Below are 26,007 nucleotides of genomic sequence, written 5' to 3'. Positions count from 1 at the left end.
CTGACTCTATGCTCAGGAAGGCAATACCAAGGGAGTGTGTTTGGTAGGCGGCTGCGGCCGCCTACCAAACACACTCCCCGCATGAAATAGGATATTGATTTCTGGTTAGATATGTCCACGCCACTGCTGAAACAGACGATCAAAGTTGCCCTGAGGATCTTGATACCATTCTTCTGCACTGAGCTTGAGAGGGGCGACTGTTCTCGGGGGCAGTTCACCGGCCGCCACAAGCTGCGCGAAATCGCGCATAGCCTCACCAGATGGTTTGACTGTGCCATCGTAGCGCGTCAGGCCAAAGAAACGTTCATGGACGTTCAGTTTAAGCGGCGGCTTTTCCCATAACGAAGGATCGTAATCAGAGAACATCCAGCCAAAGGCACCGAGTGAGCCACAGCGGGCCAATTTATGGAGGACTTCGCGGTAGTAACGGCCACCATCTGCATCAGACGCAACGTATTGCTGGTGGGGCTTATTCTCGCGCTCGATAGTGATATATCTTGACTCATCGCCTTTTTCTGAGCTGGCATAACCAAACTCTTCCAGCAGGACAGGCTTGCCGCCCAGCGCTTCAGTAATCAGATTAGCCAGAGGGACCACATCACTATTCAATGGCTCGCTATGGGCGGTCAGACTATAGTAGATACTATAGGCATGCATCGAGAGAAAAACATTATAAGGTGCTAACAAATCGGGATGAAAGCCATTGTGACTGGTTAACATTGGCATGTGCATACCCGCACTAATGGGGTACGCAGAATATTTACGAACCGCTGTATATAACAACTGGTTCCAGCGTGCGCTATCCTCAACGCGTTTAGGCCGTGCAAATAAATCTGGCTCATTTGAGAAGTTCCACGAATAGATAGCTGGATGATGCCCATAGCGGGCACAGATCGCCTCAACCAGGCGTATTTCCGCATCAAGCATCAACGGATCTGCATAGGGGTCGCGTCCCATGCGAGCGGTATATTCACCATTGGTGAGTCGCAGTGGATGTGTTATGGGACCTTCTTGATCGAGCAAGGCCCAGATCGGCCACCAGTTGGCCCCCGACATATGGCCCGTAAAAAACGTCGGCATCACTTTAATACCAACTTCCTGAGCCACATCGAGCACCGTACCCAGGTCCGCCAACGCCCGATCACTTATCCGCTCTGGCGCAGGCTGAAAATCTTCCCAGAACAGGAAGATGCGCGCTACCTGCAAATTGAGCGCAGCAATCTCTGAAAACTCCTGCACCACCTCAGAGCGATCAAAATCTTTCCACCAATACATGGCCTTTTTACGTGGCCAATAGTTCACGCCTAGTGTAAACACTATGCAGTCCTTTCTTCTTCCTTGAAAAGGATTGGAAAATGATTGCCGCCAAAGGATCAATCATCGTGCGTTCATCTGGAAGCGGCAGAAATAATATTTATGTCAGTAATTATAATACGAGCAGCAAGCAACCGACTGGTCGCTTCCTTCCGCCGAGCTGGAAAATGCAAGCCAGCTAGCAGGGAAAACCCTGTGGTAGCTTTACCGAGAAAACGCTTCGTGTTCATGTCATCGAGCTGTGTTCTAAAACACAGAACTTTGATATGTAAGTGATTTTGGGAGAATGGTGTGCTATTAACCTCATATTAGAAGAAAAACTTGACAATCTGGCAGATTGTCAGTATGCTTGTTTTAGAACACAGGGGACAAGATCTCTATAAGGACGGAAGCAGTATCCATGGATGTGAGTATCAAAAGTTTCGATGAGAACGATTTACAAATTCCCAAACAACGTCGTTCAGAGCAGTTTCGGCGTGTCAATGCCAAAGTAGCCGATGTATCCGAGCGCCTGCGTGTCCTGGCGTCCGATCTAGGACCAGGGAGTCGCCTGCCGACGATCCGTGAGCTCTGTAGTCTATTGAACACATCGAGTGCAACGTTGACGACAGCGTTGGATCTATTGGAGAATGAACAGATATTTTATCGTAAAGCACGGCATGGGATCTTTGTCTCGGACATTCTCTTAAAACGTTCTATCCATATTGTTTTTAATATCTCATTGATTGCCAGTAACGCTGCCTCTCCATTCTGGTCGCTGCTCTGGGGAAAACTGGCACAGATTGTCGAACAACGGGCGAAAGTCGAAAACGAGTATACCTCATTTCACTTTCTCTCGCGTCCACTGGGTCCCCACCAATTGCCTGACGAACTTATTACTCTTCTCAACGCGCCTACGGTCGACGGTTGTCTGATCATCGGCTTTAATTCCCATAGTGATGATCATGTTCCATTGCTCCCGAAGCCGCATGTGGTTTTCGCGGGCGGTGGAGACTGGATGGTAAAGCATGATGTCATTATGTCGGCCCGTCTGGCGGCTGATGTAATGGTGCGGAAGAATTGTCAACGTATAGGATACTGGTCCGCGGCAGCAGAAGATATTGACAGCGAGTTTGATCAAGCTCATTTTTTTAATCAGGCTTTGCAGCAGCAGCACCTTCCAGTCGATCATTCACTTTTCCGTTATATCCCACAGGTATCGATACCGATGCACCGTACGCTTAGTCTTCAGGAGCGAGGCTATTTGCTGGCAAAGGAAGTATTTGGTTCCCCGCAAGGAGAGAGACCAGACGGCATCTATATCACCGATGACCTGGTTGCTGATGGGCATTGGTGGCGTTTGAAGAATTGGGAATACACATTGGTAAAGATGTTCAGCTTGTTTCTCTCTCGAATGCCGATTCGCCGATCCTCTTCGGGCGTACCAGGAATATGACCTTGCTTGAAATGAATTCTGCCGATCTGATAAGGAGCATGTTTACGTTGCTGGAGTCCTTGATGAATGGCGAGCAGCCACATGAGGATAGCATCTATATTCAACCACGCCTCCGCATGGAATAGATATGGCAACAAAGGCTACCAAGCACCAGCTATAACTCTGGAAGCCAAAAAGTAAATAATATTTCGCGCTCGTGATTCTCACCTATACGGATGGTCATGTGTATGACCACCTGTAAGGTCATCATTGTCTCTTTGTGCAAGGAATCATGATACACCTGTGGTGCTTGATGGTTTTTATGCGGGCACTGCGTACAGCGCAGTGCCCGCATAAAAACCGGCTCGGCCGCGTATGCGGACGCCCGTATGGGGCACTTCGCTTTTTATCATTATGAAAAAAGGAGGAATTCTCTTACAACCATCAAGGCAAGGCTAACGGGGAAATGGATACTTCCCCTTTATCAGACATGAGGCTTTTTCAAGATGAAAAGGAGATTACCATGTTGTATGGATCTATGCAAAGAAGCACCAGGATCATTGCTGCGCTGGTAGGCGTTGGCTTGCTTACTATCATGCTCTTTGCTTCTACAAATCAACTCACCGTTAAAGCCAGTAGCGCAAGTATTGCGCCAGATTACAACTGGAAGCAACTCAAGATCGGTGGTGGTGGCTTTGTCACTGGCATAGCTATCCATCCCACTGTCCCGGGACTGATGTACATCCGCACTGATGTGGGCGGAGCCTATAAACTAGGACCAAATGATACCTGGCAACAATTGATAACCAGCAGCGCTGTTCCCAATCCTACGGGCAGCGATTATAACGTTGAGAGTCTCGCGGTCAGTAAAACAAACGCCCAGACCCTGTATCTGGCTGTTGGCAACGACCTTAGTAATCAGACTGGCCGTATCCTTAAAAGCACCAATCAGGGCCAGACCTTTACGGATAATGGTCAACGCTGGTTCATGGGTGGTAATGCAGATTATCGAACCGGCAGCGAACGCCTGGCGGTTGATCCCAACAATGACAATGTTGTCTACTTTGGATCGCGCGAACAGGGGCTATGGGTGACCACCGATGGTGGAACAACCTGGACGCAAGTGCCGACGAGTAGTGTTCCGGTAGGTTCTGCTAGTGGAAGCACCCCGCTGGTGATCAATTTGTCCTCTTTGATCCTAGCAGTGGTTCAACCAATGGGAAGACAAACCGTGTGTATGTTGGCGTTTCCGGTTCGGGTGTCTATATGTCCGATGATGCCGGTGCAACCTGGACCAACGCTATCAGTTCCTCATTAGTTCCTTATAGCGCCAGTATCGCTTCTGATGGTACATTGTATGTTGGTTTCAACGCAACTTCGGGCGCCGGCGCCGTGGAGCGTTATGATCCTGCCACAAACACAGCAACCACCATCTCACCATCAGCGGGCGGCAATGGTTATGAAGTTGCGGTCGACCCCAGTAATCCCCAACGCGTTATTGTTGGTGCTGGTGGCGTCTCTAACGGCAATATCTGGCGCACAACGAATGGTGGAAGCAACTGGGATACCCTCAATGTCAGTGTTGCATCCTCAAAAATTCCCTGGATCGTGAATACTGACGAGGTCAATTTTATGACCAGTGCCCAGCTTACCTTTGATCCGCTGGTGCCGGATAAGTTGTGGTTCCCACAGGGCACCGGGGTCTGGTATGCAACGAATAATACAGGTCCAACCATCGCCTGGAATTTCTATTCACAGGGTATTGAGGAGACGGTGACAACCGACCTGGTGGCCCCGCCTGGTGGTGCACCGGTTTCTACTATTTATGATCGTCAGGGCTTCTACCATGCCAATGTGGATAGTTATCCGACGCAGCCGCTCGTCGATAGTGCTTTCTGGGGAGGAACCAGCCTGGATTACAGCGGTGGCAGTCCGAATACGCTGGTAACCGTGCAAGCGAAGAATAATTATTATCCTTCCTTAACCGGGCGTGGAGCAACCTCAACCGATGGAGGCAAAACATGGCAACTGTTTGGAAGTACGCCGACAAATAGTGTTGGCGGCAACATCGCCCTATCGGCAACCGATACCAAGAATCTTGTGTGGTTACCCAGCACCGGAGATTTTGGTAAAGGCAATGCCCCATACTATTCAACCGATGGAGGCGCAACCTGGAACCAGAGTACGGGCATCAGTGATAGCGCAGATACGCACTGGCTGTTCTGGTGGGGCTCAAAGCGTGCCTTAGCGTCTGACAAGGTTAATAACGCTTTCTATGCCATTACTTTCTCGACAGGTACTTCATCGACAGGCTCTTTCTATACCTCGACCGATGGGGGCAAAACTTTCGTGCCAGCTGCGAATTCGCCGGCATGTGCACAAAGTGGCGATTGTCATGTCTATGGTCAGATCCACGCGGCACCGGGCTATGCTGGAAACGTCTGGTCGAGCGCCGCGAAAGGTGGCTTGTGGTATACCACTGATGCTGGCCAGAGTGCCTGGACCAAGGTGAGTGCGGTACAGGAGGCGCGTTCCTTTGGCTTTGGCAAACCATTGCCAGGCTATAGCTATCCAGCGATCTACATGTATGGAAAAGCCAATGGTGATACCGCCTATGGCATTTATCGCTCAGCCGACCAGGGAGCAACCTGGATACTGCTTTCAACTGCTCCCGCTGGCATCTATGATAGCGCGAATGTTGTCACTGGTGACATGAATATTGCTGGCCGTGCCTATGTAGGCTTTACTGGCAATGGCTTTGTCTATGGGGATGATCAGAACCTTGCTCGGGAACCAATTCCCACCGGTTTGCTACCGGCTCCCTGGCAACAACAAGATATCGGTTCGGTTGGCAAACCCGGTGCGGCTGCGTTTACCCATAACACCTTTACCGTGCGCGGGTCAGGCAAGGATATTGGGGGCACAGCTGATGCTTTCCACTATGTGTATCAAGCTTTCTCGGGAGATGGTTCAATTGTCGCCCATGTCATGGATATAAATGATACTGATAGTGAGGCCGAAGCGGGCGTGATGTTCCGTGAAAACTTGAATGCGAATGCCTCCTTCGCCGATATAGTGATTACTGCCGAGCATGGCAGCATCTTTCAGCAGCGCACATCGACTGGGGCCGGAGCACTTCATACGCAGGAGGAAAAGGCCAGGGCACCTTACTGGATCAAGCTGACACGGGCAGGCTCAACCTTTACCGGGTTCATCTCCCGTGATGGCAGCTCCTGGACCAAGGTCGGTTCAGCAACCATTTCGATGTCTGATGCTATCTATGTCGGTCTGGCTGTCACAGCTCACAAGGACACCAGCCTGCATACCTCTCGCTTTGACCATGTGAGCCTGTCCCATCCATAATGCATACGAACTGCCGCCCATGCTACTAAGGCACCCGCTATTGATAGCAATAGCTTCGATGCTATCTGAAGCAAGGCGACCGGTTATCAAAACTGAGAAAGTGCAGGGGTTCTCCCTGCACTTTCTCAGTTTTGTGGATGTAGCAGGCGTGTCAGCAGATCGTATAAGGTCTCTTTTTCCGTGGACGAAAGTGACGAGAAGGACTGCGCGAGCACCTCATTGACCACGGTATAACCTTTGCTCAGGAGCTCCTCGCCGGCAGGCGTAAGGTGATGGCGTAGAGCTCTTCCGGGTCCGGGTACTCGATCGATCAGCCCATGGGTCACCAACCGACCCGCCAGGGCACCAAAAGATTGATCGGTCTGGAACGTTAGTTGCGCAAGCCGGTGTGACGACGCATCAGGATGCTGGCTGATCGCCCGCAGCGCGTCCCACTGCACCAGCGTAATTCCCAACGGCATCAGTTTTGCATCGAGCGTGCGATGGTGGCGATATTGTAAGCGTTTGACGGCCTGCCCGAGGTCTTCGAGTGCGACACCCATGAACTTTCTCTCCTTCTCCAATATATAAATATGTTTGTAAATATCTTTATATATACTTGCTTATATAAGGATGTTTATGGTATTATACTTATATAAGCTTGTTTATATAAGCCTGTTGATAAACAGTATAGCAGTTCCAGAGTGATGTCGCAAGCTCTCTCTCTTCCGTGACAGGGCTTTTTCATGCTCCTCTTTGGCGCCTGTGGCGCCGGACTGGGAGTGTGGAGTGTGTGTGATGGGCGGCCGCAGCCGCCCATCACACACACTCCACACCTGAAAGAATGGACATCGTATCGCTTGCTCGTGATGTATTGAAAAAATGAAAAACCCTAAATCCCTGAAGAATTAGAGTGTAGTTCGTAGCCTGTCACAGGCCTCGATAGCAAAAAAGAAAGAAAGAAGAATTTCCATGAGCAATCTCCCTCCTTTTACTACTCGAAGAGAAACGTTCGCTGATGGTTTGACAATACGCGTCGATGAGAGAGGCAGTGGTCGCCCCATTCTCATCTTGCATGGTGGTGGTGGCCCGCAGAGCGTAGCTGGTCTCGCGGCAGGACTATCCAAAGCGCACGTCCTGGTACCAACTCACCCTGGCTTTGAGGGCGAGCCGCGCCCAGAGTGGTTTGACAGTATTGATGATCTCGCCCTCGCCTATCTTGACCTGCTTGAACGGCTTGACCTGCATGATGTGGTGGTCATTGGCTCCTCGATGGGGGCTGGATCGCGTCTGCCATGGCCTTGCGCGACACCTCGCGCCTGATTTGCGGTCTCGTGCTGATCAATGCCGCAGGCATTCAGGTAGAAGGGCATCCCGTTGTTGATGTCGCCACTTTGAAACCCGATGAGCTCTCCGCCCTCAGCTTCCACAATCCGGCGGCCTTCCGTGTCGACCCGGCGACCATAACCCCTGAACAGGTCGAGCTACGCAAGGCTAACCTCCGGACACTCTACGTCTATGATCAGGGGCAGGGCATGGGTGACCTCAAGCTGAGGAGGCGGCTCAGGCGCGTGAGTATCCCGGTCCTGGTTGTATGGGGAGAGAGCGACCGCGTGATCGACCCTGAGTATGGCCGTGCTTATGCCCAGGCGTTCCCGAATGCTCGCTTCGAACTCATCCCAGAAGCCGGCCACCTTCCGCATATCGAGCAGCCTGAACGCCTGCTTCCCCTCGTGCGGGGATTCGCGATCAGCAGCAGGACGACAGTGTAGGGCACCAGATCGTTCATGGAAGAAATACCTGAAATTCCCTTCTTCTGTTGCGTGCTTTGCTGTAATTCTGTATCCGGGATATGGCGTCTCTTGTTCCTGAAGGTATCGTAGGAAGACATACACGGCTAGCTGTTCCAGCATTCAGATGGAACGGCTTTTTTTGTTCCTCAGCAGACCGTTGCACTGCCGCGGTGGAGCCAGGTTCTTCTTGCACACCTTGACATCACCTGTATTTCTAGATATCCTGATCCAGCTATTCCACTAGATAAAGGTAGTTGAGCTATGAATGCGTCCTCAATTGCTACTATGCAAACAGATGGTGGTAGTTTTAGGAACGACACACAGGAGATGACAAAATAATGATCATTACCCTTGATCAGAACGCACGTATGGACTATCGCCGAAACTGGTTGAGCGGCGAAAAGATCGAGGCTTTGCTCGCGGAAATCGAGCAGCTGCCCCGCCAGCAGGAGCGCATCCAACTCTATGGCAAATGGTATGAGCAACCTCGTTTGACCGCATGGGAAGGTATGAGTTGGACGGCTGAAAGTGGCTATCGCGAGCAAGTACCGGCTCCCGATTGGACACCCATGTTCGTAGCATTGCGCGATCAACTTGGTACAGAATTCGAGATTCCATTTAATGCCGTCCTTATTAACGAATATAGAGGTGGTGCCGATAGTATTGGTTGGCATGCCGATAATGATCCTTTGATTGATCAGCGTGTTATCGCCAGCCTTTCCATTGGAGGAGAGCGTGTCTTCAAGATACGCTCAAAACGAGATCACTCAAAAATTTATCAGGTACCGCTTGGTAACGGTGATCTGCTCATCATGCACAATGCGCAAACCCATTGGGAGCACTCCATTGCGAAAACGAAAAAAAACGTTGCCACACGCTTTAACCTCACCTTCAGACACTACCCGGGCAAGTAAAATCTCATTCTTATATCCATGCTGAGCCCCCTCTTTAGTATCCACGAAAATGCAAATATACTCCGATAGTGGGAAATATCATATAACATTTTATCTCTAGTATAGCGAGCATATTGAGAAAAAATAATACACAGGAGTGTGACTAGTAAAAATAGGAATCGAGATATTATAGTTGAAACTGAAAGGAGGATCTCCCTCGAGTGGCCTACAGTAACAGATATGGTTAACGGGACAAATACAGCGTATTCATAGTTTGTTCTTTATAATGCCAATGGGAAATATCTCTTTGAAACTGGGATTAGTCAATAGAGGAGATCTTATGTATAGACGTGTTCTGTTGGCGTTTTTTGTAGTATTGCTAACGCTAATCCTGGCAATATTCAATACAGGAAAAGCTTACGCATATGTTGCCGGAGATCCATTGCAAACTGGATGTTGGAATAACGCCTACATCGCCAATTCGGCAACTCTTCAGGACCACTACAATTCAAGTAAAACTGTGGCAACAATCTATAACTGGTATTCACGTAGTTGTATCACAAACTGGGTAGAAGTTGAATATGATACAAGTGTCACAACGGGAATCAGAATTGATATACATAAAATTGGTACCGATAACTCTGAACCCGTTGGGATCAATCATCAATGCTATCCAACAGATTGTTACTCTACATACACTGGTGATTTATCACCTACATGGAGTGATATGGTAGATGGAGTGCCGAAAGACTGCATTAATGTGCTTATGTATCTGGTGAATCACCACTATGCTCAAACCTGGGACTGGCATCAGTCTAATGACGAGGTATGTGCCTGAGGTTTCATCTCAATCGAGATAGAAAACAGCTCCCTTTCCGCTCCCAGGAAGGGGAGTTTTGCCTGGGTCAAGGTAAAAGTCTGGGTATGAAAAAGGCGATTATGATTTGCCAGTGATACTTAACTGTCATCCTTTGCAAAGCAAAAATCAATGTAGTGTTTGATAAGCCACTATAATGATCATGTTAATCTTATATAGATTACGAGGATGCGAGAGATGAAACGAATTCCGTGCATATCGCGTGCTTCTACAGGTACTTACAGTTACCATGCTTGAGAATTATCATTTATCGCTACCGAGTTGGAAAAAGCTTAACCTCCAAAAGAGGATGAAAGCAAAGAGGATGGAGTAAAATATCATGAGCAACAAACCCGATAACTGCGAACGCTTACATAAACTACATGATCGTCTTGTCGAAGAACTGCGTGTCTTAAAGGAAGATCTGCATGAGGAGGAGGAAGAGGGTGTTAATCCTATCATGACGGTGAACGTCATTAAGAGCTTGCAAAAGACTCTCAGCACCATAACGGTTGAATTGGAAAAGTGCCCCGATTAGCATTGACGTTGCCAGAGACGCAAAAAAATATTGGATGCCATTCATTTGGATGAGCGAAGCTGCCTGACAGGCCGAAACTGTTTGCTTGATACTGATCAATTCGAATGGCTGAGCCAGTGGCAGCGGAGCTAGCCGTGTTCAAGCGGCGTTTCCAAATGCTTTTTACAGCATGCTAATACTGTGCTCGACAGAGTTTTTGGGATGAGACAAGGATCAACCCTGCCGAGCACACCAACATTCTAATCAAAACTGGACCAATAAGGTCGGTTTGCTGGGAACGGGAGTGCTTTTACTGCTCAGCATCATCATTTTTCTATTGCGTAGTCAGCAGTTCATCGTGTACGCGCGTAACGCATGAACACAACACCTGATGGGAGTGGCCTGGCTTCAATCAGGCGCAGATCAACGCGCTGCCCCTCAGGAAAAAGTTGCTTGCCACTGCCGAGCACAATCGGGTAAACATGCAGACTATATTCGTCAATCAGATCGTGCTCGGCCAGGGTATGAATCAGCATGCTACTGCCATCGATAACGATGTTTTTGCCGGGTTGTGCTTTCAATTTGCGTACTTCTTCGACAACCTGGCTGCTAATCAAAGTAGAATTGCGCCAGGCCGAGGTCGTTGTCAGTGTGGTGGAAACAACGTACTTCGGCATGCTGTTCATGAGATCGCCAAAAGGGTCACCGGCTGGCATTGGTTCAAATGCTCCGCCGTGGATCTGCCATGTTTTGCGTCCCAGAAGTAGCGCGTCACTTTGACTCATTGCCTCAAAGAAGTGCGCGCCAATGTCATCGTGCCAGAACGGCCATGTCCACCCACCATGGGTGAAGCCGCCCTCGGTATCTTCTTCTGCACCACCAGGTGCTTGTATGACATTGTCCAAGGACACAAACTCGGATACCACTATGTTTCGCATGATTCCCTCCGTTGCATATATTCATTCAGTAATGGTAAATATAGGTTGATTTTCCAGCGCGTTGGGTCTTCCCTCTGGCTGTTATACTCTGCTGTTCTTTATGTCATTGGCAAAAACGGTTAAGTCTCGGATTTGGCGCCTGCGGCGCCGGGTTGGGAGTGTGGAGTGTGTGGTGGACGGCCGCGGCCGTCCACCACACACTCCACACTTGAAAGAATATCCATCGACGACAGTAAAAAGCCCTGCATTTTTAACTGTATAGTTTATCTAAATAGTTATATATGCTATACTGAAAGCGCAGTTCTTCGTCCCTCACGCACGAATAGTGCCACTATTGCTTACTCCTTCCCTGGGATCTTTCTTTGTCATGGACAAAAAGCGAGCCCATATTTGCCGGTGAGGACCTGCGTTCGCGGGGAGCGAGGGGTACACCTATAAAAATAATTACAGAATCAAGATACAAAAAGGCTTTATCTCTATGTTTATTCACTTACTTGATATACTTGGCACCGCGGTTTTTGCTGTGAGTGGGGTCCTGGCAGCCGGGCGTAAGAGGATGGATATATCGGGCGTGGTGGTGATTGCCGCAGTGACTGCGATCGGCGGTGGTACATTGCGTGATGTGCTACTGGGACGCCATCCGATCTTCTGGTTTCATGATCCCACCTATCTCTATGTCATACTTATCGCCTCGGTTGCGACCATGCTCTATACGCGTTACTTTCGCCCTCCACACCGCTTACTCTTGCTAGCGGATGCTGTGGGTCTGGCCACCTTTGTTGTCCTGGGTGCGAATGCCGCCTCTATGGCAGCGCTTCCTTTCGTGATTGTTATCCTGTTAGCGGTGATGACGGGAGTGGTCGGCGGTGTAATCCGCGATGTGCTCTGCGCGGAGATTCCATTAGTATTGCAAAAGGACATCTATATGCTTGCTGCCCTGGCCGGTGCCAGTGTCTATGTGGTATTAAAGATGGCAAGTTGGGATAATACACTGGTGACGCTGCTGGCAATGAGTACCGTGATCATTTTGCGCCTGGCAGCTATCTTCTGGCATTTGCACTTACCGCGTTACCAGGTGCGTGAGACGCCACTCAAGGGATGATGGTGTCCAACGGGTCCGCAGCGATCAGGACACATTGGATACGCAAGAAAGCAATCTCGGAACTCAGAGCATTTCAAAAAAATTCAAGTTCAGCAACAGCTACTATGAGCCTTAGTCCTACCAAAAACAGGACTATCTCTTACTCAAAGAAGCGAGCGTTACTTCTTGATGAAAGAGACGTTTTCTAAACATGTATGTATTATCTTCAATACGTACATGTTTTATATTTGAAGAATGAAAGAAGGATTCTCATGAAAGTTGGTTCCTTTGCCGTTGCAGCGGTTGGAATTATTGCCCTTATCATTGGCATTGTTCTGAAAGTGACCGGCCAGGCGCATGGTCTCACAATCCTGGGAATCGGTGTTGTGCTATTGATCCTTGGTCTGGTTGGCGCTTTTGTTCTCAAGCCTAAGGCTCAGTAATCATAACAGCCTCTCATTTCACGAGAAAGTCCTCCCCACTGCTCACAAGAGGCAGGAGGAGGGCTTTCTCTTGTCTCTGGTAAGATGGGAAACTCACAGCATTGGAGCACTATCACCAGCGCACCTGATTTCGCAGTGCCGATCGATGCAGTCTCCGCGAGCTCAAGGTCATCATCGCCAGCTAATGATCGCCCAGGTCATTGCCCTCAGCAAGGTGGCAGTCCAGCCTCACTCAGCTCATTTACTTGCTTTATCATAAAGGGCGTACCAGGTATCATCATAGTAGGGAGAGAACATGTGTCCGGGTATGAGACTGCTAATGAAGTCGTTATGACCGTTGAGATACCATTTATCGCCGATCTTGATGAACCAGGGACCACCGCTGGAGCCACCGTTCATAGCGCAAGGAATAGAGACTACATTCCCTCCGCCATGCTGCCAGCTTGTGCCGGGAGAACCTTCGCAAGATTGCCTGGTCTGCCCATCGAATGGATGCATGGCAGGATAGCCACAGGCGTAGAATGGTTGATTGACAGGCTGGTTATAAGCCCAGCCAGCGCCTCCAACAACATCAGTCAAGAGGCCATGGCTATTCGCGGCAACAATGGCCATACCAAAATCATGATGATAATCATTTGGCTTCGCGTTTAGCCAGTCGGAAGGGATCTCCAGATCGCGAGCGGCCCAGCAACCATACGGTGTATTGCCATTATCATATTGAGGACAGAAGAGTACATTTTGCATCCAATCACCATGCTGGTAAAAACAGTGACCCGCAGTATCGACAACGCTGCTGTTAGGGCTGGTGACGGCAGTACCACTGCAAGACATGTTTTGGCCAGCGGCATTAGTAAAAAAGACCTTTCCCACAGTCGAGAGGGGATAAGAAAGACTCTCATCGCTGGGAGGCTGTCCCTGCTGTAGTGATGCTTTGCCCTGGCCTGTGACTGTACCTCTTTCCTGGGTCAGGCTGGAAACGTCGCCGTTTTGTTGATCATCGTCAATGGCATTGCGCATGTTCGCCACCGTCCAATGCTGAACAGCGGTGTTAGAGGTCACATCTATTTGATGTTCAGTGATGGGATCTGAGGGGGCGAACATCCAGAGATAGAGAACATGTCCAAATGCCATCAGATATACCACATAGGCACAGGCCAGTCCGCTCAGAAAGATCCTATCAACCAGAAATGGATGGATGCGTCCAGGTCGTTGTGACATGCTATCATTTACCCGCTTTCATCAAGCCCGCTATGGACGAGGCGTAGGTGGATGTTGTTTACCTCGCTCAAGAGCATCGGTCTTTGGTAGATTGGTGGCTTGCGCATGGCGCATTTTGTCGGCGGTCCAATACTGAAGGACATCATTAGCCGGAGTAGCCACGGGATGCTTTATGATCGTGCCTGCCGCCCCTGATTTTGCAGAGCGTCTCCAGGCGGCCAGGAAGCAAAGAAAAACTGTGCCAATCAGGGATACCTGGATGAATCTACGGAGTCGGGACATAATGCTTCCTTCTTTCATGAAGATGGGTACTTGTGGATAGAATGCGTATGCAGACTATCCCGACAGTTGCGTCCAAGAACAGCTTTTTATTCAAAGACAGAAATATACTTCATTCTAGCTAATTATATCAGCATTTACTGATTTTAAGAAGCTATTTTTGTTACTTCGCAGGTTTTTTTATGTTCCTCTTTGGCGCCTGCGGCGCCGGGTTGGGAGTGTGGAGTGCGTGGTGGGCGGCCGCGGCCGCCCACCACGCACTCCACACAGGAAAGAATGCACATCGTATCGCTTGCTCGTGATCTCCCTACGATTTGTGAACTGCGCTGCTCGATTTCTTTCCGTCCTACATCTGGCCAAACCCGGCCAGCATAAAGAGCATCTATTGCCTCTCTTAAAAGACGCTAGAAGCGGCCTTTTTTTGTGGCCCTCCCCAAAATGGTTTCCTATTCTGAATGGATATGTGCCTGCCGCGTATCCGGGCGTCCCGCATACTTACCATATGACCGGTAGCTCAAATAGCCCGCCGGTTAACACGTGGTTGCGGAACCGGATGTCCTCCAGGGGGATCGCGAGGTGGAGGGTGGGAAAGCGGGACAGGAGGCGGGCGAACACGGCCTGGAGTTCGATGCGGGCCAGCGGGGCTCCGATACAAAAATGGGAGCCGTAGCCAAAGGTGAGGTGTGGATTGGACTGCCGCTTGATGGCAAAGCTGTCGGGTTCGCCAAATACGCGCTCGTCGCGGTTTGCCGCGCCTGCGCTTAGCAACACGGCCTCACCGGGCTGAATGGTCACGTCGCCGATCTCAATGGCCTCACGCGCATATCGTGGCAGCGCACTGGATCCGGTATTGGAGAGGCGCAGGATTTCCTCGACGGCGGTGGCGACCAGCTCGGGATTGCTCAGCAGAGCCTGGCGCTGGTCCGGGTGCGTCAGAAAGAGGAGCGTGCCGATGTCGATGCGCACGACCGTCGTCTCGTGTCCGGCGAAGAGCAGTCCGGCACCCAACCCGGCGATCTGTTCATTGGAGAGGGCGCCATTCCCGACTGCACACAGGCCAGAGAGTACGTCGTCTTGCGGCTGTGCTCGCTTGCGCTCCACCAGCTCCCTCATATAGGCGTTGAGGCTGCTCATGGAAGCAGTGGCACGGGCGCGGTCGTGCAGGTCGGCCATATCGGTGGACCAGAGGTGAAACTGCTCGCGGTCAGCAAAGGGGACGCCCAGCAGTTCACAAATGACCAGCACCGGCAGGGGAAACGACAGCGCTTCGTGCAGGTCCGCCGGCGGTGTCCTGGTGGCAAGCGCGTCCAGGAACTGGTCCACCATCTCCTCGACGCGCGGGCGCAGGGCTGCCATCCTTTTCGCGGAGAAAAAGGGCGTCAACAGGGCGCGCATCTGGGCGTGATCGGCTGGTTCTGTGTCATAATTGCCCATCGGGCCGCCTAGAAGGATGGCATTGCTGATCCGTGGCGCGTGCTCCGGGTCCGGGTGCGATCGTCCCAGCCGCCGATCAGAGAAGAGCGCTTTTACCTCGGCATGCCGGGTGACCAACCACGCCTCATCGCCAGCCGGCGTGCGAACTCTGGTAATCGGACGCTCAGCCTGCAGTGCCCGCAGTAGGGGAGCAATGGCCAACGGCGCTGGCTGTGCAAAGGGCATCGTAGGGAGGGAGGGAGTATCTGTCATCTGCGTCTCTCTTTCATTCCAAGTTGACTATCTCACATGTTCTCCTGGCTTTGTTATGCGAGCGCCTGTTTCTCAGCTCTCGCATCTTCTCATAGAGAGTGTAACAGAGGATGGGCGTAAAGTCACCCACCCCGGGGATGACTTCAGGTTGGATAGGTGCTCACTGTTCTTCTCACTCCTGAGGTGGATGATGGACGCCAGGAGGGAACACCCAATCGCCATTGCGTAACAGTAGTGACAATGTGTTTATGGTATGGTATCATGGTGGGCAACGCAGCCTGCTTGTAATGAGAAACATCACTAGCAGGATCTTGATACGCTATCGTCAACCTGGCCGTAATACGGCTAGCGCTGCCAGCATGCTTACACCACGTGCATGGCCTTGCTAGCGGTAGTGCCTGGACGGATAGCAAGGCAGGGGATGCCGAAAATTCCGGCCCTGTAGGACCTCAGTAATGTACCTGTCTCCTTGCGCGAGACGGCGTAGCTATAAACGTCGCATTAATCCTGACCCATTACCCCCATTGCCCTTCAACGGGGAACAAATTGCATATTCTCGCCTTCTACACATCTCTATTGAGATGTGAAAGAGTTCGCTACAGGCGAACCGGTGAGATTGTGCTTGTACCCCTGTATTAAGGGTAACGAATACCTGCGCCCTCATTGTAAAGCGAAACAAGTAGTAGAGGTAGAGATAAAAACCATGATTTCTGGAGACGAAAGGCTTCCTTTATGATGTATCCTTCTCCATTAGAGCATAACCAACAGCAGTCAGGGGTTCCAGGTAGCGGCTTAAAGCGTATCCTGTTCAGGGCCATGCTTCTGGCCCTTGCGGTATACATCGCCTGCATTTTTGTGATTGGGCAGACATGGCGTATCTCAAATACGTCCGAGCAGCCAATGTCTCCTGCTGTGGGCGCTGTTCATGCTCATCAATCAGCTTCTACGCAATCACCGCAACCCTCATCATCGACATATGCTCCCCTGGCCAATCAGGCTAGCGGGCAGAGCCAGAGTATCAATGCGTATATCGACCACATGACACAGACGCAAAAGATTGGTCAGTTGCTCATGCTGCCTGTCTATACCAACGGCTATAATTCCGCGTTGAATCAGCCGTTGCAACAATGGGATATTGCCAATGTCATTATCTTTACCCAGTACGGTGGGACACTCATGCCGAGTACCCAGAGCGGATTGGCTCAACTGGGTCATGATCTTCAGGCACACGCCAACCAGCGGTTGATCGTGGCGACAGACGATGAGGGGGGAACCGTCGATCGGCTTGCCCCGTATTACGGCTCCACGCCTTCGCCCGGCAGCCTGGCTGCGACAGGTAATACACAACAAGTGTATGCCCAGGCGCGTCAAGATGCCCAGCGCTTGCTGGCCAATGGCATCAACGCCAATTTCGCCCCCCTGGTTGATGTCTATCAAGGTGGCGCCATAGGCCAGAGCCGGATGTTTGGTTCGACACCAGGCGACGTCATTAAGTATGCCGGAGCATTTCTGGATGGCTTACAGCAGAACGGCGTACAGGGAACGCTGAAGCACTGGCCCGGCCTCGGCTCGGCTTCGGCCAATCCCGACAATGGTTTGGCGACCATCACGCACAGCCAGTCTCAGCTCAATTCCACTGACTTCGCACCGTTTCGCGCCCTGTTGTCGCATCAACCTGGAATGATCATGACAACGCACGTTATGGTTCCCGCGTATGACTCAAGCAAACCGGCTTCCCTCTCACCGGTACTGATAAACCAGGTGCTGCGCGGCCAGCTGGGCTATCAGGGTGTCGTCGTTACTGACCAGATGGAGGCAGGAGGGCTGCTCCAGTCCATGCAAAAGCAGGGATATAGCGATCCCTCGCAGGCGATCGCCGAGGCAACTGTCCAGGCTATTCTCGCGGGTAATGACATCGTTGAATGTCCGATGGCACCTGATCGCCTGGCGGCAGTCGTCAATGCCGTTACCTCGGCCGTGCAATCGGGACGCATCTCGCAGGATCGCCTGAACCAGTCGGTGCAGCGCATCCTTGCCCTCAAAGCGAGAATGGGCCTTATCTCGCTGTCGTAGCGCCTCGATTATCCTCCTCTATGGTGATGCTCCCATGCATGATAAATGCGGAGCATCGCCGTAGAGTCCATCTGCCAGGACGTCTTAGACTCCCGCTTCCCACAAGGCTCGACGAGCCTCTTTGATACACAGGTCATCTATTTGTATGGAACTGATATTCCGTCCGTTGATAAAACTGCCCTCCTTGAATGGCCAGGAGGAAAGTATCATGATTTCCATGAAAGGGTACTACCGGTGGATACTTCCGTGCGCTGCTCGTTCGTGGTCGCCGTGATTGTCACCGGGTATGCGTTGTTGACGTTGATGGATGCTTGCGTGAGTTGGTACTGCAAGGTTATGCTTTAAACGTTTATGTCTTAATATATGCATGTTTCTCACAACACCATATATGCTCATCATTATTCAAAGTGAATGGTGAGCTGATCATCAAGTACAGCTGGTTTGCGAGAAATAACCAGTTGTAGTGCCCCGTGCTGCTCCACAGCGTAATCGTGCCCTGGAACAACGTTGCGCGGACCCGCGAATGCGATGATGTCCTGGGGCTGCGTCAGGCGAACCTGGATGGATTGCATAGAGGTCGCTATCAATTCGGCCGTGGAATAGGCGATGCGCATATCCCCGAGGGAGAGATTCAACGGCAGCATTACGCCCTCTCTGCCGCGCATGTGTAGCGAGCGACCCTCAAACAGTGGCTGTCCATGCTCGCTGATATGGAACTCCTTCTCAAAACCGTCAAGGTTCAGGATATGCAGGAGCCTCTCGCCGCTTTCTGTAGCAGAGGTGGTCATAAAGAGGCCGTCATCTTCGCGATCATGAACCAGTCCGGCCCTGGCTCCAAGTTTCTCCAGAATCGTGCGGAACAGGGAGATATCGCTGGGATAGGCGCCCGAGATAATCACGGCACGACCCGCTCCGAGTTGGATGTCGAAGCCACAGGCCTCGCCGGTGGTCGCGGCCTTCAGGAGTATCTCACCCCGGCTCGCGTGCAAGAACTGGGCGTAGTGGGTGCTTACCTCGGCATGTGGCGCTAACCAGCCCTCGGTGCTTAAGGCCAGGAAATAGGTGCCACTTGCATGGCGCTCGCCAGCCGGTGTCAGACCCAGCGCCTCGGCGAGCGTATTGTCCGGCTTCCCCTCCATATCGAACAGCGGTACCTCCCCATAGAGCAGCAGGTTGCCACTGGCGTGCAGGTAGTCCACCAGCGTGTGCTGGAGTGGCCCGGCCATGTACTTCGCGGACGGCAACACCAGCAGTGGCGTCGTTTGTGGATCAAGCGGTCTGTGCTGTATGTCCAGCGCGCCGAAGCGGTAGCCAGCCAGCAGCATCGATCTGGCCAGAGCCTCCCAGGAGCCCGCGCCCCGGTTCGCCTCCAGATTTTTCGCAATCTCGTTCATGCTGGCGCTGGATGGATACCTGTACTCGGTCATATAGTAATCGGGGATGAAGCCAAACGCCAGCGGATCGTGCTCTTCGTGCATGATGGCAAGCTTATCGGCCACGGCCGAGAACACCTTGTTGACGTTTACCAGCGGCCAGTAAGAATAGCTGAGCTTACCTTCAGGATTCACCGGGGCTGCGAACCCATGCCGCTCGCCCGTGAAGGCGATGCGATTATTGCCATCATTGACGGGTTCGGATAAATGATAGTTTCGGCCACCGCAGAAGAGGTAGTAGTTAAGCAACCTGTTTCCCTGCGCGACGCTCATGCGGGCCTTGAAACTGGTGGTTGCAGGATCGTGGCGGCTACCGTTGCTATCGCCATAGTCACCACTACCGCACTCGAACTCCACCGAAGTCAATGGTTGTTCGGGTCTGTTGGTGGCGTCCATGAAAGCATTCATCAGGTAAAGATCCTGGAAGTTTTGTATGCGCAGCTCACCCAGATAGTGATCTGAGCCGGACAGGTAGCCTGCATCTTGCGTATAGGACTCGTACAACTGGCTGATGCCGATGGGGAAGGTGTGTCCGCGACCCGCATCGGTGCCGTGGATGTTCACTACGAATGGTACACCGCTGACGCCGAACTCCTCGGCGTAGCTACGTAAGGTAGCTATATAGCGAGCGAAGCGCTCCCGCATGTAATAGCCAAGATCATGTAGCAACGCGGCGGCGAACTCTTCCCTGGGCGAACGTAGCTCATCATTGCGGAGCTGCGCATTATCGAGCGCGAAGGGATAGCGTGCCTTGAGCGTGTCAGGCTCATAGTGCTGACACAGCCAGTCCGCGAAATCTGCAAGCAAGTTATCGGTGAGGTCGGGGCTATTGCTCACCCAGGCCAGCATTCCCACCTCGTTATCAAGCTGCACGGCAATGATATTGCCGTCCCTGGTATGCAGGCGAGGAGCGATCACACCCATGACATGGCTGTACCAGTGATGGGCCTCCTGTAAAAAGGAAGGTGCCAGATAGTCAATGGTACGCGTAGGGGCTGGCCGACTATCCCAGCCAACTGGCACAATCTCTGGATGTTTCGTGTAGAGCCAGTGGGGCAGACCCTCATTTTTCATCTCGGCCATAATGAAAGGTCCGGGACGCACGATGAAATACAGATCGTTCTGCTGGCAGAGATCTATGAACGCGGCCAGATCGAGCTCTGGCCGGGTCTGGCCATGCAGATCAACTTCTCCATCGCGCGGCTCATGACACAACCAGGGCACATAGGAGGCCACAGTATTACAGCCAGCAGCTTTTAGCTTATCGATGCGGTCTTGCCATTCCTCACGTTTGAGACGAAAATAGTGAATCTCGCCCGAGAGAATCATGCACGCCTTGCCATCCATCAAAATCTGCTTATCTTTAATTTCGATCATGTATACCTCCCTGTACCACTTAAAAGTTTCGCCTGAAAAATTGGCCTGGAGTCGCTTGTGCGTTTCTCGCAGGCCGGTCATCATCTTATGGTTGTGTTTGACAACACCTTCATTATGATGTTAGAGTATTTTTCAATGAAAAAAGTATAGCTGAGGGCCTACGAAAATGTCAAGCAGCAAAGTAAGCAACCAGAGTGTTCGGGTGAGAACCGGCAATCGAGACTTGATGAAAGAGATCAATCTAAGTATTGTACTCAACCTCATCAGGAGTCATGGCCCGTTGTCGCGCACCGATATTGTGCAGCGTTCCGGCCTGAGCCAGGGAGCGGTATCTATTTTGACTGGCGAACTCCTTGCCTCAGGTTTCATCCGAGAAATAGGTGAAGGGCAATCGAAGGGCGGACGGTCGCCGGTCCTGCTCGTCCTTAATCCACACGCGGGCTTTGTCATAGGCATCAAGCTTACCGAGCGAGCGATAGTGGCAGCGATCACCGATCTCGAAGCCGCAGTCGTCTATAGCAAGCTCTATCCTGTAGATTGTTTGCAAGATCCGCAGGTTGCTATCGAAGCTATCATTCAGGTGGTAGAGAAAACGCTTGCGGACTCGGCTATCCCTAGATCGGACGTCATCGGCATCGGTATTGGTCTGGCAGGCATTATTGACAGCCAGGAAGCGATCTGTTGCTACTCACCCATTCTGGGTTGGCGGCAGGTACCGCTGGCACAGCCGATCGAACAACGCTTACACCTGCCTGTCTATATCGAAAATGACGTGAACACCCTGACCATCGCCGAACACTGGTTTGGCACTGGTCGTGGCGTTTCGCATTTCCTGGTGGTCACTATCGGCCGTGGCATTGGCATGGGGATCATTGTGAATGGTCAGCTTGACCGGGGTATCATAGGGGGCGCTGGCGAATTTGGGCACATTGTTCTCCAGCCGGGTAAGCCACAATGTAGCTGTGGCAAAGCTGGCTGTCTGGAGGCGCTGGCCGCTGATCCGGCCGTCGTCAGAATGGCCCGTGAGGCTATAGAGGAGGGCAGACAGACAACGATGTTGCAGGGTGTTCATGATATCAGTCAGTTGACGTTTGATCATGTTGCCCAGGCTGCCAATCAAGGTGGCGAGGTGGCGCTGGAGATCCTGACAGAGGCGGGTTGCTGGTTAGGGCGTGGACTTTCATACCTGGTCAACCTGTTTAACCCGAAGCTGATCATCCTGTCAGGGGAGGGCACAAAAACAGGTGATGCTCGCATAGAGGCGGCTCGCCAGGTAATGATGCAATATATTTTCGACCGGTTGGACAAGGACCTCGATCTGATCGTCAAACCGATGGAAGAGGAAGCATGGGCGCGGGGAGCTGCCTGTGTGGTGTTGGGCGAACTGTTCAAACACCCCATTAACAGAGACAACCGCATTGGTCTTCTGCGAGGTGTTGTGTAACTGATTTCTTATAGAACATGAGGCAAGGAGGTATGTAACAAAAGCGGGCCAGCTACAATTTTGCATTGTTGAGTTTTCCTCTTTGAAGAGAGGGAGGAAGCACACCCACATTGAAGATATTTGAATAAATGTGAAAGGTAATGTGATGGACAGACAACGCCGTTTTATTTTCCTCACTGTTTTATTACTGGTCGTGATTTTGGCACTTTCCGCCTGCGGTGGAGCGCAGAGCGGAGCAAAGCAACCGGCTGGCAAGGATGGCATGATTGACAAACTTGACGGAGGCGGTTTCGGAGGCGGCTCCAATCCTCAGGTAAACTTCAATCCTTACTCGCCTAATGTATTGGTAACTGGCTATATATATGAGCCTCTTATGGTTGAGAACTCCTATGCGTGTCAGCCGACGCCCTGGCTGGCTACATCCTATAAGTGGCAGGACGCGCAGACACTGACCTTCACTCTCCGTGATGGTGTGAAATGGAGCGATGGCCAGCCTTTTAGTGCTAACGACGTAGTCTTTACCATGAACATGCTGCATAAGAATGCGGCGCTTGACCTCTATGGTGTATGGGCGAACCTGGGCAGCGTCACAGCGCAAGGTAATCAGGTCATCTTCAAGTTCAAAGGACCGTCTGTCCCGATGTTCTTACGTGTGATCGAGACCCCTATTGTCTCCCAGCACATCTGGGGAAAGGTCAGCGATCCTGTCAAATACACTGATGACAAGGCAGTAGGAACAGGTCCCTTTGTACCTGGTAGCTTTAACCAGGAGCAATTAGTCCTCCAGCGCAATCCTACGTATTGGCAGGCCAGCAAGGTCAGGGTGAAAAGCCTCGTCTTCCACAAGGCTGGCACTCCACAGGTTGAAACCCTCAAAATGGCACGCGGTGCGTACGACTGGAATGCGATGTTCGTGCCTGATGTTTCGCAGTCCTATATATCCAGAGATCCAACGCACAACCACTACTGGTTCCCAGCTGGAGGCGAGATCGCGCTGGGTATGAATCTGAGCAAAGCACCATTCAACGACGTGGAATTCCGCCGTGCTATGGCTTACGCGATCAACCGCGATGAGATTTCCCAGAAGGCTGAATTCGGATACGTCAAGCCAGCCAGTCAGAGTGGCCTGTCGGTCCCTGGCCAGGATAGTTTCTTACCTTCCGACATTTCCAACAAAGGCATCTTCTCCTTCGATCAGAAGCAGGCCCTTGACATCCTGAGCAAGGCTGGATACAAGAAGGACTCCAGTGGCAAGCTGTTGGGTAAAGATGGCAAGCCGCTCAATGTTACCTTCCTGGTGCAAAATGGTTGGACGGACTGGATTCAGGCTGCCCAGATTATCCAGAGCAACTTGAGTGCGTTGGGTTTAACCGTCAATGTACAGACTCCTTCGCCGGACATCGTTGAGTCTCGTCGTGCGGCGGCTGACTTCGATATGGTCTTTAGCGTACATGGTGGTTCCTGCAGCATGTATGATACCTACTCATATCTCGACAGCCGAGAGCCCTCCACGATCAACTACATTCACTCCAAGGATCCAGTAGTCAACAATCTACTTGATCAGCTGAATGGAGCGATAACGACTGATGCCCAGAAGAAGGTCGTGGGTCAGTTGGCCGAATACAGCTACAAGCAGTTCCCCGATGTGCCACTGTGGTATGGCGCGAACTGGTTCGAGTTTAGTACGAAGAGTGCTGTAGGATGGCCGGATGCCAGTAATCCGTATGCCAAGCCTACCGATTCCCTTCTCATTATCACTAACTTGAAACAGAGCCCGGACTACCAGCCAGGTAAGTAGTAGCAAGGGGCGCGTGACTGGTGATCAGTCACGCACCTTCCTGATATTTTCATCCAATGTGATTGATTAACACACTTATTTTGCGAGGAAGCACTATTACCTCGCTGTATGGGGAGGGAGCCACTTTGCGCTATTTTATTCGACGCTTCTTCTTTTTTCTGCTGACGTTGTGGACAGCGGTAACGCTGAACTTTATTATTCCACGGCTCGAGCCCGGTGATCCCGCCGAAAGCATCGTGCGTAAGCTTGTCGGCCAGAACAAGGCGGTGGACCCGGCGCAGCTACATGCCATTCGTCTGATGCTGGGCATGCCGGGCGGCAACATTTTCCAACAATACATAGAATATCTGGGCACTGTATGCCATGGGCAGTTTGGCATCTCCTATACCTACTTTCCCTACTCCGTGACCTCCCTGATCGGCCAGTCGATCTGGTGGACCGTCGGACTCGTGTTGACCACGAATATCATCGGCTTCGTGGTTGGCAACCTGTTGGGAGCCTTCGCGGCCTGGAAACGCAACAGCGCTTTTGATTCGTTTGTTAGCGTTGGCCTGAGCTTTGTGGGAACGCTGCCGTATATGTGGATCGCCATGATGCTGCTCTTTCTTTTCGCTTTTCTGCTGCAGTGGCTGCCAATGAGTGGTGGATTTAGCGAGACGGCGACGCGGCAACTCAGCTGGGGATATACCATAGATATCGCCCAGCACGCCGTGCTACCGGCGCTCTCGATTCTGATTACCGGGCCGATTGGCTGGATCATGGGTATGCGTAATAATATGGTCCAGACACTACGCGAAGATTACACGCGACTGGCCATCGCCAAAGGCTTAAAGCCCTGGAAGGTGGCGCTACTCTACAGTGCACGTAACGCGATTCTCCCCAACGTGACCGGTTTTGCCATGTCGCTCGGTGGCATCATGGGTGGCGTAGTTGTGGTAGAAGAAATATTTGACTATCCCGGCATGGGGCGCCTCTTCTTTGAAGCGGTTGGCAATCGTGACTATCCATTGATGCAGACCATTCTTCTGTTTACTATTGTGGGCATGCTCCTGGCTAACCTGCTCGCCGATTTCGTGGTTGGTTGGCTTGATCCGCGGGTACGAAAGGGGGAACGCTAAATGGATATGCAAAATCACAAACATCCAGAGACGGTGGAGGAAGAAGGGCTTACTCCCACGCTGGGTTTCAATGCTGTAGATTCAGATGTAGCTATCGAAGAAGCGGCGCAAGATGAAAACGCCACGGCGCAGAAAGCTCGGAAACGTCGCATGCCGGACTGGTTTGAGGTGTTATGGAGTAATCGTAAGGCACGCATCGGGCTGATGATGCTCGTCTTCTTTATCGTGGTGGCGGTCTTCGCCCAACAGATTGCACCATATGATCCCCGCGATATCAGTTTCGGACCCTCCCAGGCGCCGAGCGCGCAACACTGGCTGGGCACGACCCAGGCGGGACAGGACGTATACTCGCAGCTCATCTACGGCACACGCACATCACTACTTGTGGGGGCTGTGGGTGGTGGCCTGGCCACGATCATTGCCCTGTTCATTGGCATGGTTGCCGGCTATGTAGGTGGCATTGTCGACGAGATCCTGTCGTTTGTCATCAATCTTGGCCTGGTAGTGCCAGCCCTGCCACTGATGGTTACCGTGGCCGCCTATTCACCCGTGAAAGGCCCAACGATCATCATCCTGGTCATCGGTTTTACTGGCTGGGCCTGGGGGCGCGTTTCAAGCGATCGCAGGTCTTGACGCTACGCGTGCGTGACTACATTACTTCGGCCCAGTTTGCCGGTGATGGCACCCTGCGTATTGTCTTCCGTGAGATCATGCCAAACATGCTCTCGCTCACAGTACTGAGCTATATTGGCGCGGCGATCGGGGCGATCGGGGCCGAGGCCGGTCTAGAGTTCCTGGGCGTTGGCGACCCAAACACGATCAGCTGGGGCATGATGCTGTACTGGGCCAACAATGGCGGTGCCATGGTTACCGGACAGTGGGCCTGGCTTGTCGCACCGGGCCTGGCACTGGCGGCCATTACCAGCTGCCTGATGCTGATCAACTTCGGCGTTGACGCGCTGAGCAATCCGCAGTTACGAGAGGAGTAAG

At 51.8% G+C, this 26,007-nt stretch carries 23 protein-coding genes and 1 pseudogene; 17 read left to right on the top strand and 7 right to left on the bottom strand.

Annotated features, from left to right (window positions below):
* Positions 1 to 105: 105 nt before the first annotated feature.
* On the bottom strand, positions 106 to 1,317 hold the full coding sequence (locus tag EL645_RS27780) for a glycoside hydrolase 5 family protein (protein WP_126554695.1): 1,212 nt from the start codon (positions 1,315 to 1,317) through the stop codon (positions 106 to 108).
* Positions 1,318 to 1,355: 38 nt separating this feature from the next.
* On the opposite strand from EL645_RS27780, the gene EL645_RS39635 reads away from it, so the two are divergent.
* The 5 genes from EL645_RS39635 to EL645_RS27765 all read left to right on the top strand — a co-directional run bounded on the left by EL645_RS39635 (position 1,356) and on the right by EL645_RS27765 (position 6,091).
* Entirely contained in the window at positions 1,356 to 1,496 is a 141-nt protein-coding gene (locus tag EL645_RS39635; RefSeq protein ID WP_161977753.1) for a hypothetical protein, read from the top strand.
* A 224-nt stretch (positions 1,497 to 1,720) separates the two neighbouring features.
* Complete coding sequence (locus tag EL645_RS27775) at positions 1,721 to 2,749, top strand: GntR family transcriptional regulator (protein ID WP_161977752.1); 1,029 nt, start codon at positions 1,721 to 1,723, stop codon at positions 2,747 to 2,749.
* Positions 2,647 to 2,874, top strand: coding sequence for a type 1 periplasmic-binding domain-containing protein (locus EL645_RS45860; protein ID WP_371865772.1), 228 nt, complete (start codon positions 2,647 to 2,649; stop codon positions 2,872 to 2,874). Before EL645_RS27775 ends, EL645_RS45860 begins: the two co-directional genes overlap by 103 nt.
* 377 nt (positions 2,875 to 3,251) lie before the next feature.
* Positions 3,252 to 4,046 carry a WD40/YVTN/BNR-like repeat-containing protein gene (locus EL645_RS27770; protein WP_126554691.1) on the top strand — a complete coding sequence of 265 codons (795 nt, stop codon included), beginning with the start codon at positions 3,252 to 3,254 and terminating at the stop codon, positions 4,044 to 4,046.
* Complete coding sequence (locus EL645_RS27765) at positions 3,995 to 6,091, top strand: exo-alpha-sialidase (protein ID WP_126554689.1); 2,097 nt, start codon at positions 3,995 to 3,997, stop codon at positions 6,089 to 6,091. Before EL645_RS27770 ends, EL645_RS27765 begins: the two co-directional genes overlap by 52 nt.
* Positions 6,092 to 6,216: 125 nt before the next feature.
* Here EL645_RS27765 and EL645_RS27760 read toward each other — a convergent pair whose 3' ends face one another.
* Positions 6,217 to 6,633 carry a MarR family winged helix-turn-helix transcriptional regulator gene (locus EL645_RS27760; RefSeq protein ID WP_126554687.1) on the bottom strand — a complete coding sequence of 139 codons (417 nt, stop codon included), beginning with the start codon at positions 6,631 to 6,633 and terminating at the stop codon, positions 6,217 to 6,219.
* A gap of 409 nt (positions 6,634 to 7,042) precedes the next feature.
* Here EL645_RS27760 and EL645_RS45855 point away from each other — a divergent pair.
* The 4 genes and pseudogenes from EL645_RS45855 to EL645_RS27740 all read left to right on the top strand — a co-directional run bounded on the left by EL645_RS45855 (position 7,043) and on the right by EL645_RS27740 (position 10,150).
* Positions 7,043 to 7,842: pseudogene (locus EL645_RS45855) on the top strand (alpha/beta fold hydrolase).
* A 359-nt stretch (positions 7,843 to 8,201) separates the two neighbouring features.
* Positions 8,202 to 8,777 carry an alpha-ketoglutarate-dependent dioxygenase AlkB family protein gene (locus tag EL645_RS27750; protein WP_126554685.1) on the top strand — a complete coding sequence of 192 codons (576 nt, stop codon included), beginning with the start codon at positions 8,202 to 8,204 and terminating at the stop codon, positions 8,775 to 8,777.
* A gap of 319 nt (positions 8,778 to 9,096) precedes the next feature.
* A complete protein-coding gene (locus EL645_RS27745; protein ID WP_126554683.1) occupies positions 9,097 to 9,594 on the top strand; it encodes a hypothetical protein in 498 nt (165 codons plus the stop codon).
* A 358-nt stretch (positions 9,595 to 9,952) separates the two neighbouring features.
* A complete protein-coding gene (locus EL645_RS27740) occupies positions 9,953 to 10,150 on the top strand; it encodes a hypothetical protein (protein ID WP_126554681.1) in 198 nt (65 codons plus the stop codon).
* A gap of 332 nt (positions 10,151 to 10,482) precedes the next feature.
* Here EL645_RS27740 and EL645_RS27735 read toward each other — a convergent pair whose 3' ends face one another.
* Positions 10,483 to 11,067, bottom strand: coding sequence for a dihydrofolate reductase family protein (locus tag EL645_RS27735; protein WP_126554679.1), 585 nt, complete (start codon positions 11,065 to 11,067; stop codon positions 10,483 to 10,485).
* A 478-nt stretch (positions 11,068 to 11,545) separates the two neighbouring features.
* Between EL645_RS27735 and EL645_RS27730 the strand changes: the two genes are divergently transcribed.
* Positions 11,546 to 12,169 carry a trimeric intracellular cation channel family protein gene (locus tag EL645_RS27730; protein ID WP_126554677.1) on the top strand — a complete coding sequence of 208 codons (624 nt, stop codon included), beginning with the start codon at positions 11,546 to 11,548 and terminating at the stop codon, positions 12,167 to 12,169.
* A 251-nt stretch (positions 12,170 to 12,420) separates the two neighbouring features.
* On the top strand, positions 12,421 to 12,591 hold the full coding sequence (locus EL645_RS39630) for a hypothetical protein (protein WP_161977751.1): 171 nt from the start codon (positions 12,421 to 12,423) through the stop codon (positions 12,589 to 12,591).
* A gap of 237 nt (positions 12,592 to 12,828) precedes the next feature.
* Here EL645_RS39630 and EL645_RS27725 read toward each other — a convergent pair whose 3' ends face one another.
* The 3 genes from EL645_RS27725 to EL645_RS27715 all read right to left on the bottom strand — a co-directional run bounded on the left by EL645_RS27725 (position 12,829) and on the right by EL645_RS27715 (position 15,639).
* Positions 12,829 to 13,809 carry a trypsin-like serine peptidase gene (locus tag EL645_RS27725; protein ID WP_126554675.1) on the bottom strand — a complete coding sequence of 327 codons (981 nt, stop codon included), beginning with the start codon at positions 13,807 to 13,809 and terminating at the stop codon, positions 12,829 to 12,831.
* 30 nt (positions 13,810 to 13,839) lie between these two features.
* Entirely contained in the window at positions 13,840 to 14,091 is a 252-nt protein-coding gene (locus EL645_RS27720; protein ID WP_126554673.1) for a hypothetical protein, read from the bottom strand.
* Between the two features lie 492 nt (positions 14,092 to 14,583).
* Positions 14,584 to 15,639: a cytochrome P450 gene (locus EL645_RS27715; protein WP_218032099.1), complete on the bottom strand. Its 1,056-nt coding sequence runs from the start codon at positions 15,637 to 15,639 to the stop codon at positions 14,584 to 14,586.
* An 867-nt stretch (positions 15,640 to 16,506) separates the two neighbouring features.
* Between EL645_RS27715 and EL645_RS27710 the strand changes: the two genes are divergently transcribed.
* Positions 16,507 to 17,847: a glycoside hydrolase family 3 protein gene (locus EL645_RS27710; RefSeq protein ID WP_126554669.1), complete on the top strand. Its 1,341-nt coding sequence runs from the start codon at positions 16,507 to 16,509 to the stop codon at positions 17,845 to 17,847.
* 398 nt (positions 17,848 to 18,245) lie between these two features.
* Here EL645_RS27710 and EL645_RS27705 read toward each other — a convergent pair whose 3' ends face one another.
* On the bottom strand, positions 18,246 to 20,657 hold the full coding sequence (locus tag EL645_RS27705) for a beta-galactosidase (protein WP_126554667.1): 2,412 nt from the start codon (positions 20,655 to 20,657) through the stop codon (positions 18,246 to 18,248).
* A 166-nt stretch (positions 20,658 to 20,823) separates the two neighbouring features.
* On the opposite strand from EL645_RS27705, the gene EL645_RS27700 reads away from it, so the two are divergent.
* The 5 genes from EL645_RS27700 to EL645_RS41495 all read left to right on the top strand — a co-directional run bounded on the left by EL645_RS27700 (position 20,824) and on the right by EL645_RS41495 (position 26,006).
* Complete coding sequence (locus tag EL645_RS27700; RefSeq protein ID WP_126554665.1) at positions 20,824 to 22,101, top strand: ROK family transcriptional regulator; 1,278 nt, start codon at positions 20,824 to 20,826, stop codon at positions 22,099 to 22,101.
* 145 nt (positions 22,102 to 22,246) lie between these two features.
* Positions 22,247 to 23,899 carry an ABC transporter substrate-binding protein gene (locus EL645_RS27695; protein ID WP_126554662.1) on the top strand — a complete coding sequence of 551 codons (1,653 nt, stop codon included), beginning with the start codon at positions 22,247 to 22,249 and terminating at the stop codon, positions 23,897 to 23,899.
* Positions 23,900 to 24,024: 125 nt separating this feature from the next.
* Positions 24,025 to 25,017 (top strand): ABC transporter permease, encoded by a 993-nt coding sequence (locus EL645_RS27690; RefSeq protein ID WP_126554660.1) that lies wholly within the window; start codon positions 24,025 to 24,027, stop codon positions 25,015 to 25,017.
* Positions 25,018 to 25,650: an ABC transporter permease gene (locus EL645_RS41500; RefSeq protein WP_218032098.1), complete on the top strand. Its 633-nt coding sequence runs from the start codon at positions 25,018 to 25,020 to the stop codon at positions 25,648 to 25,650.
* Positions 25,647 to 26,006, top strand: a complete 360-nt coding sequence (locus EL645_RS41495) for an ABC transporter permease subunit (RefSeq protein ID WP_218032097.1) — start codon at positions 25,647 to 25,649, stop codon at positions 26,004 to 26,006. Before EL645_RS41500 ends, EL645_RS41495 begins: the two co-directional genes overlap by 4 nt.
* The last annotated feature ends 1 nt before the right edge of the window (position 26,007 follow it).

It is taken from the genome of Dictyobacter kobayashii (genome assembly GCF_003967555.1).
GTDB classification, from domain to species: domain Bacteria; phylum Chloroflexota; class Ktedonobacteria; order Ktedonobacterales; family Ktedonobacteraceae; genus Dictyobacter; species Dictyobacter kobayashii.
The sequence above is the reverse complement of the archived record's forward strand: the minus strand, read 5'-3'. Positions and strand labels throughout refer to the sequence as shown.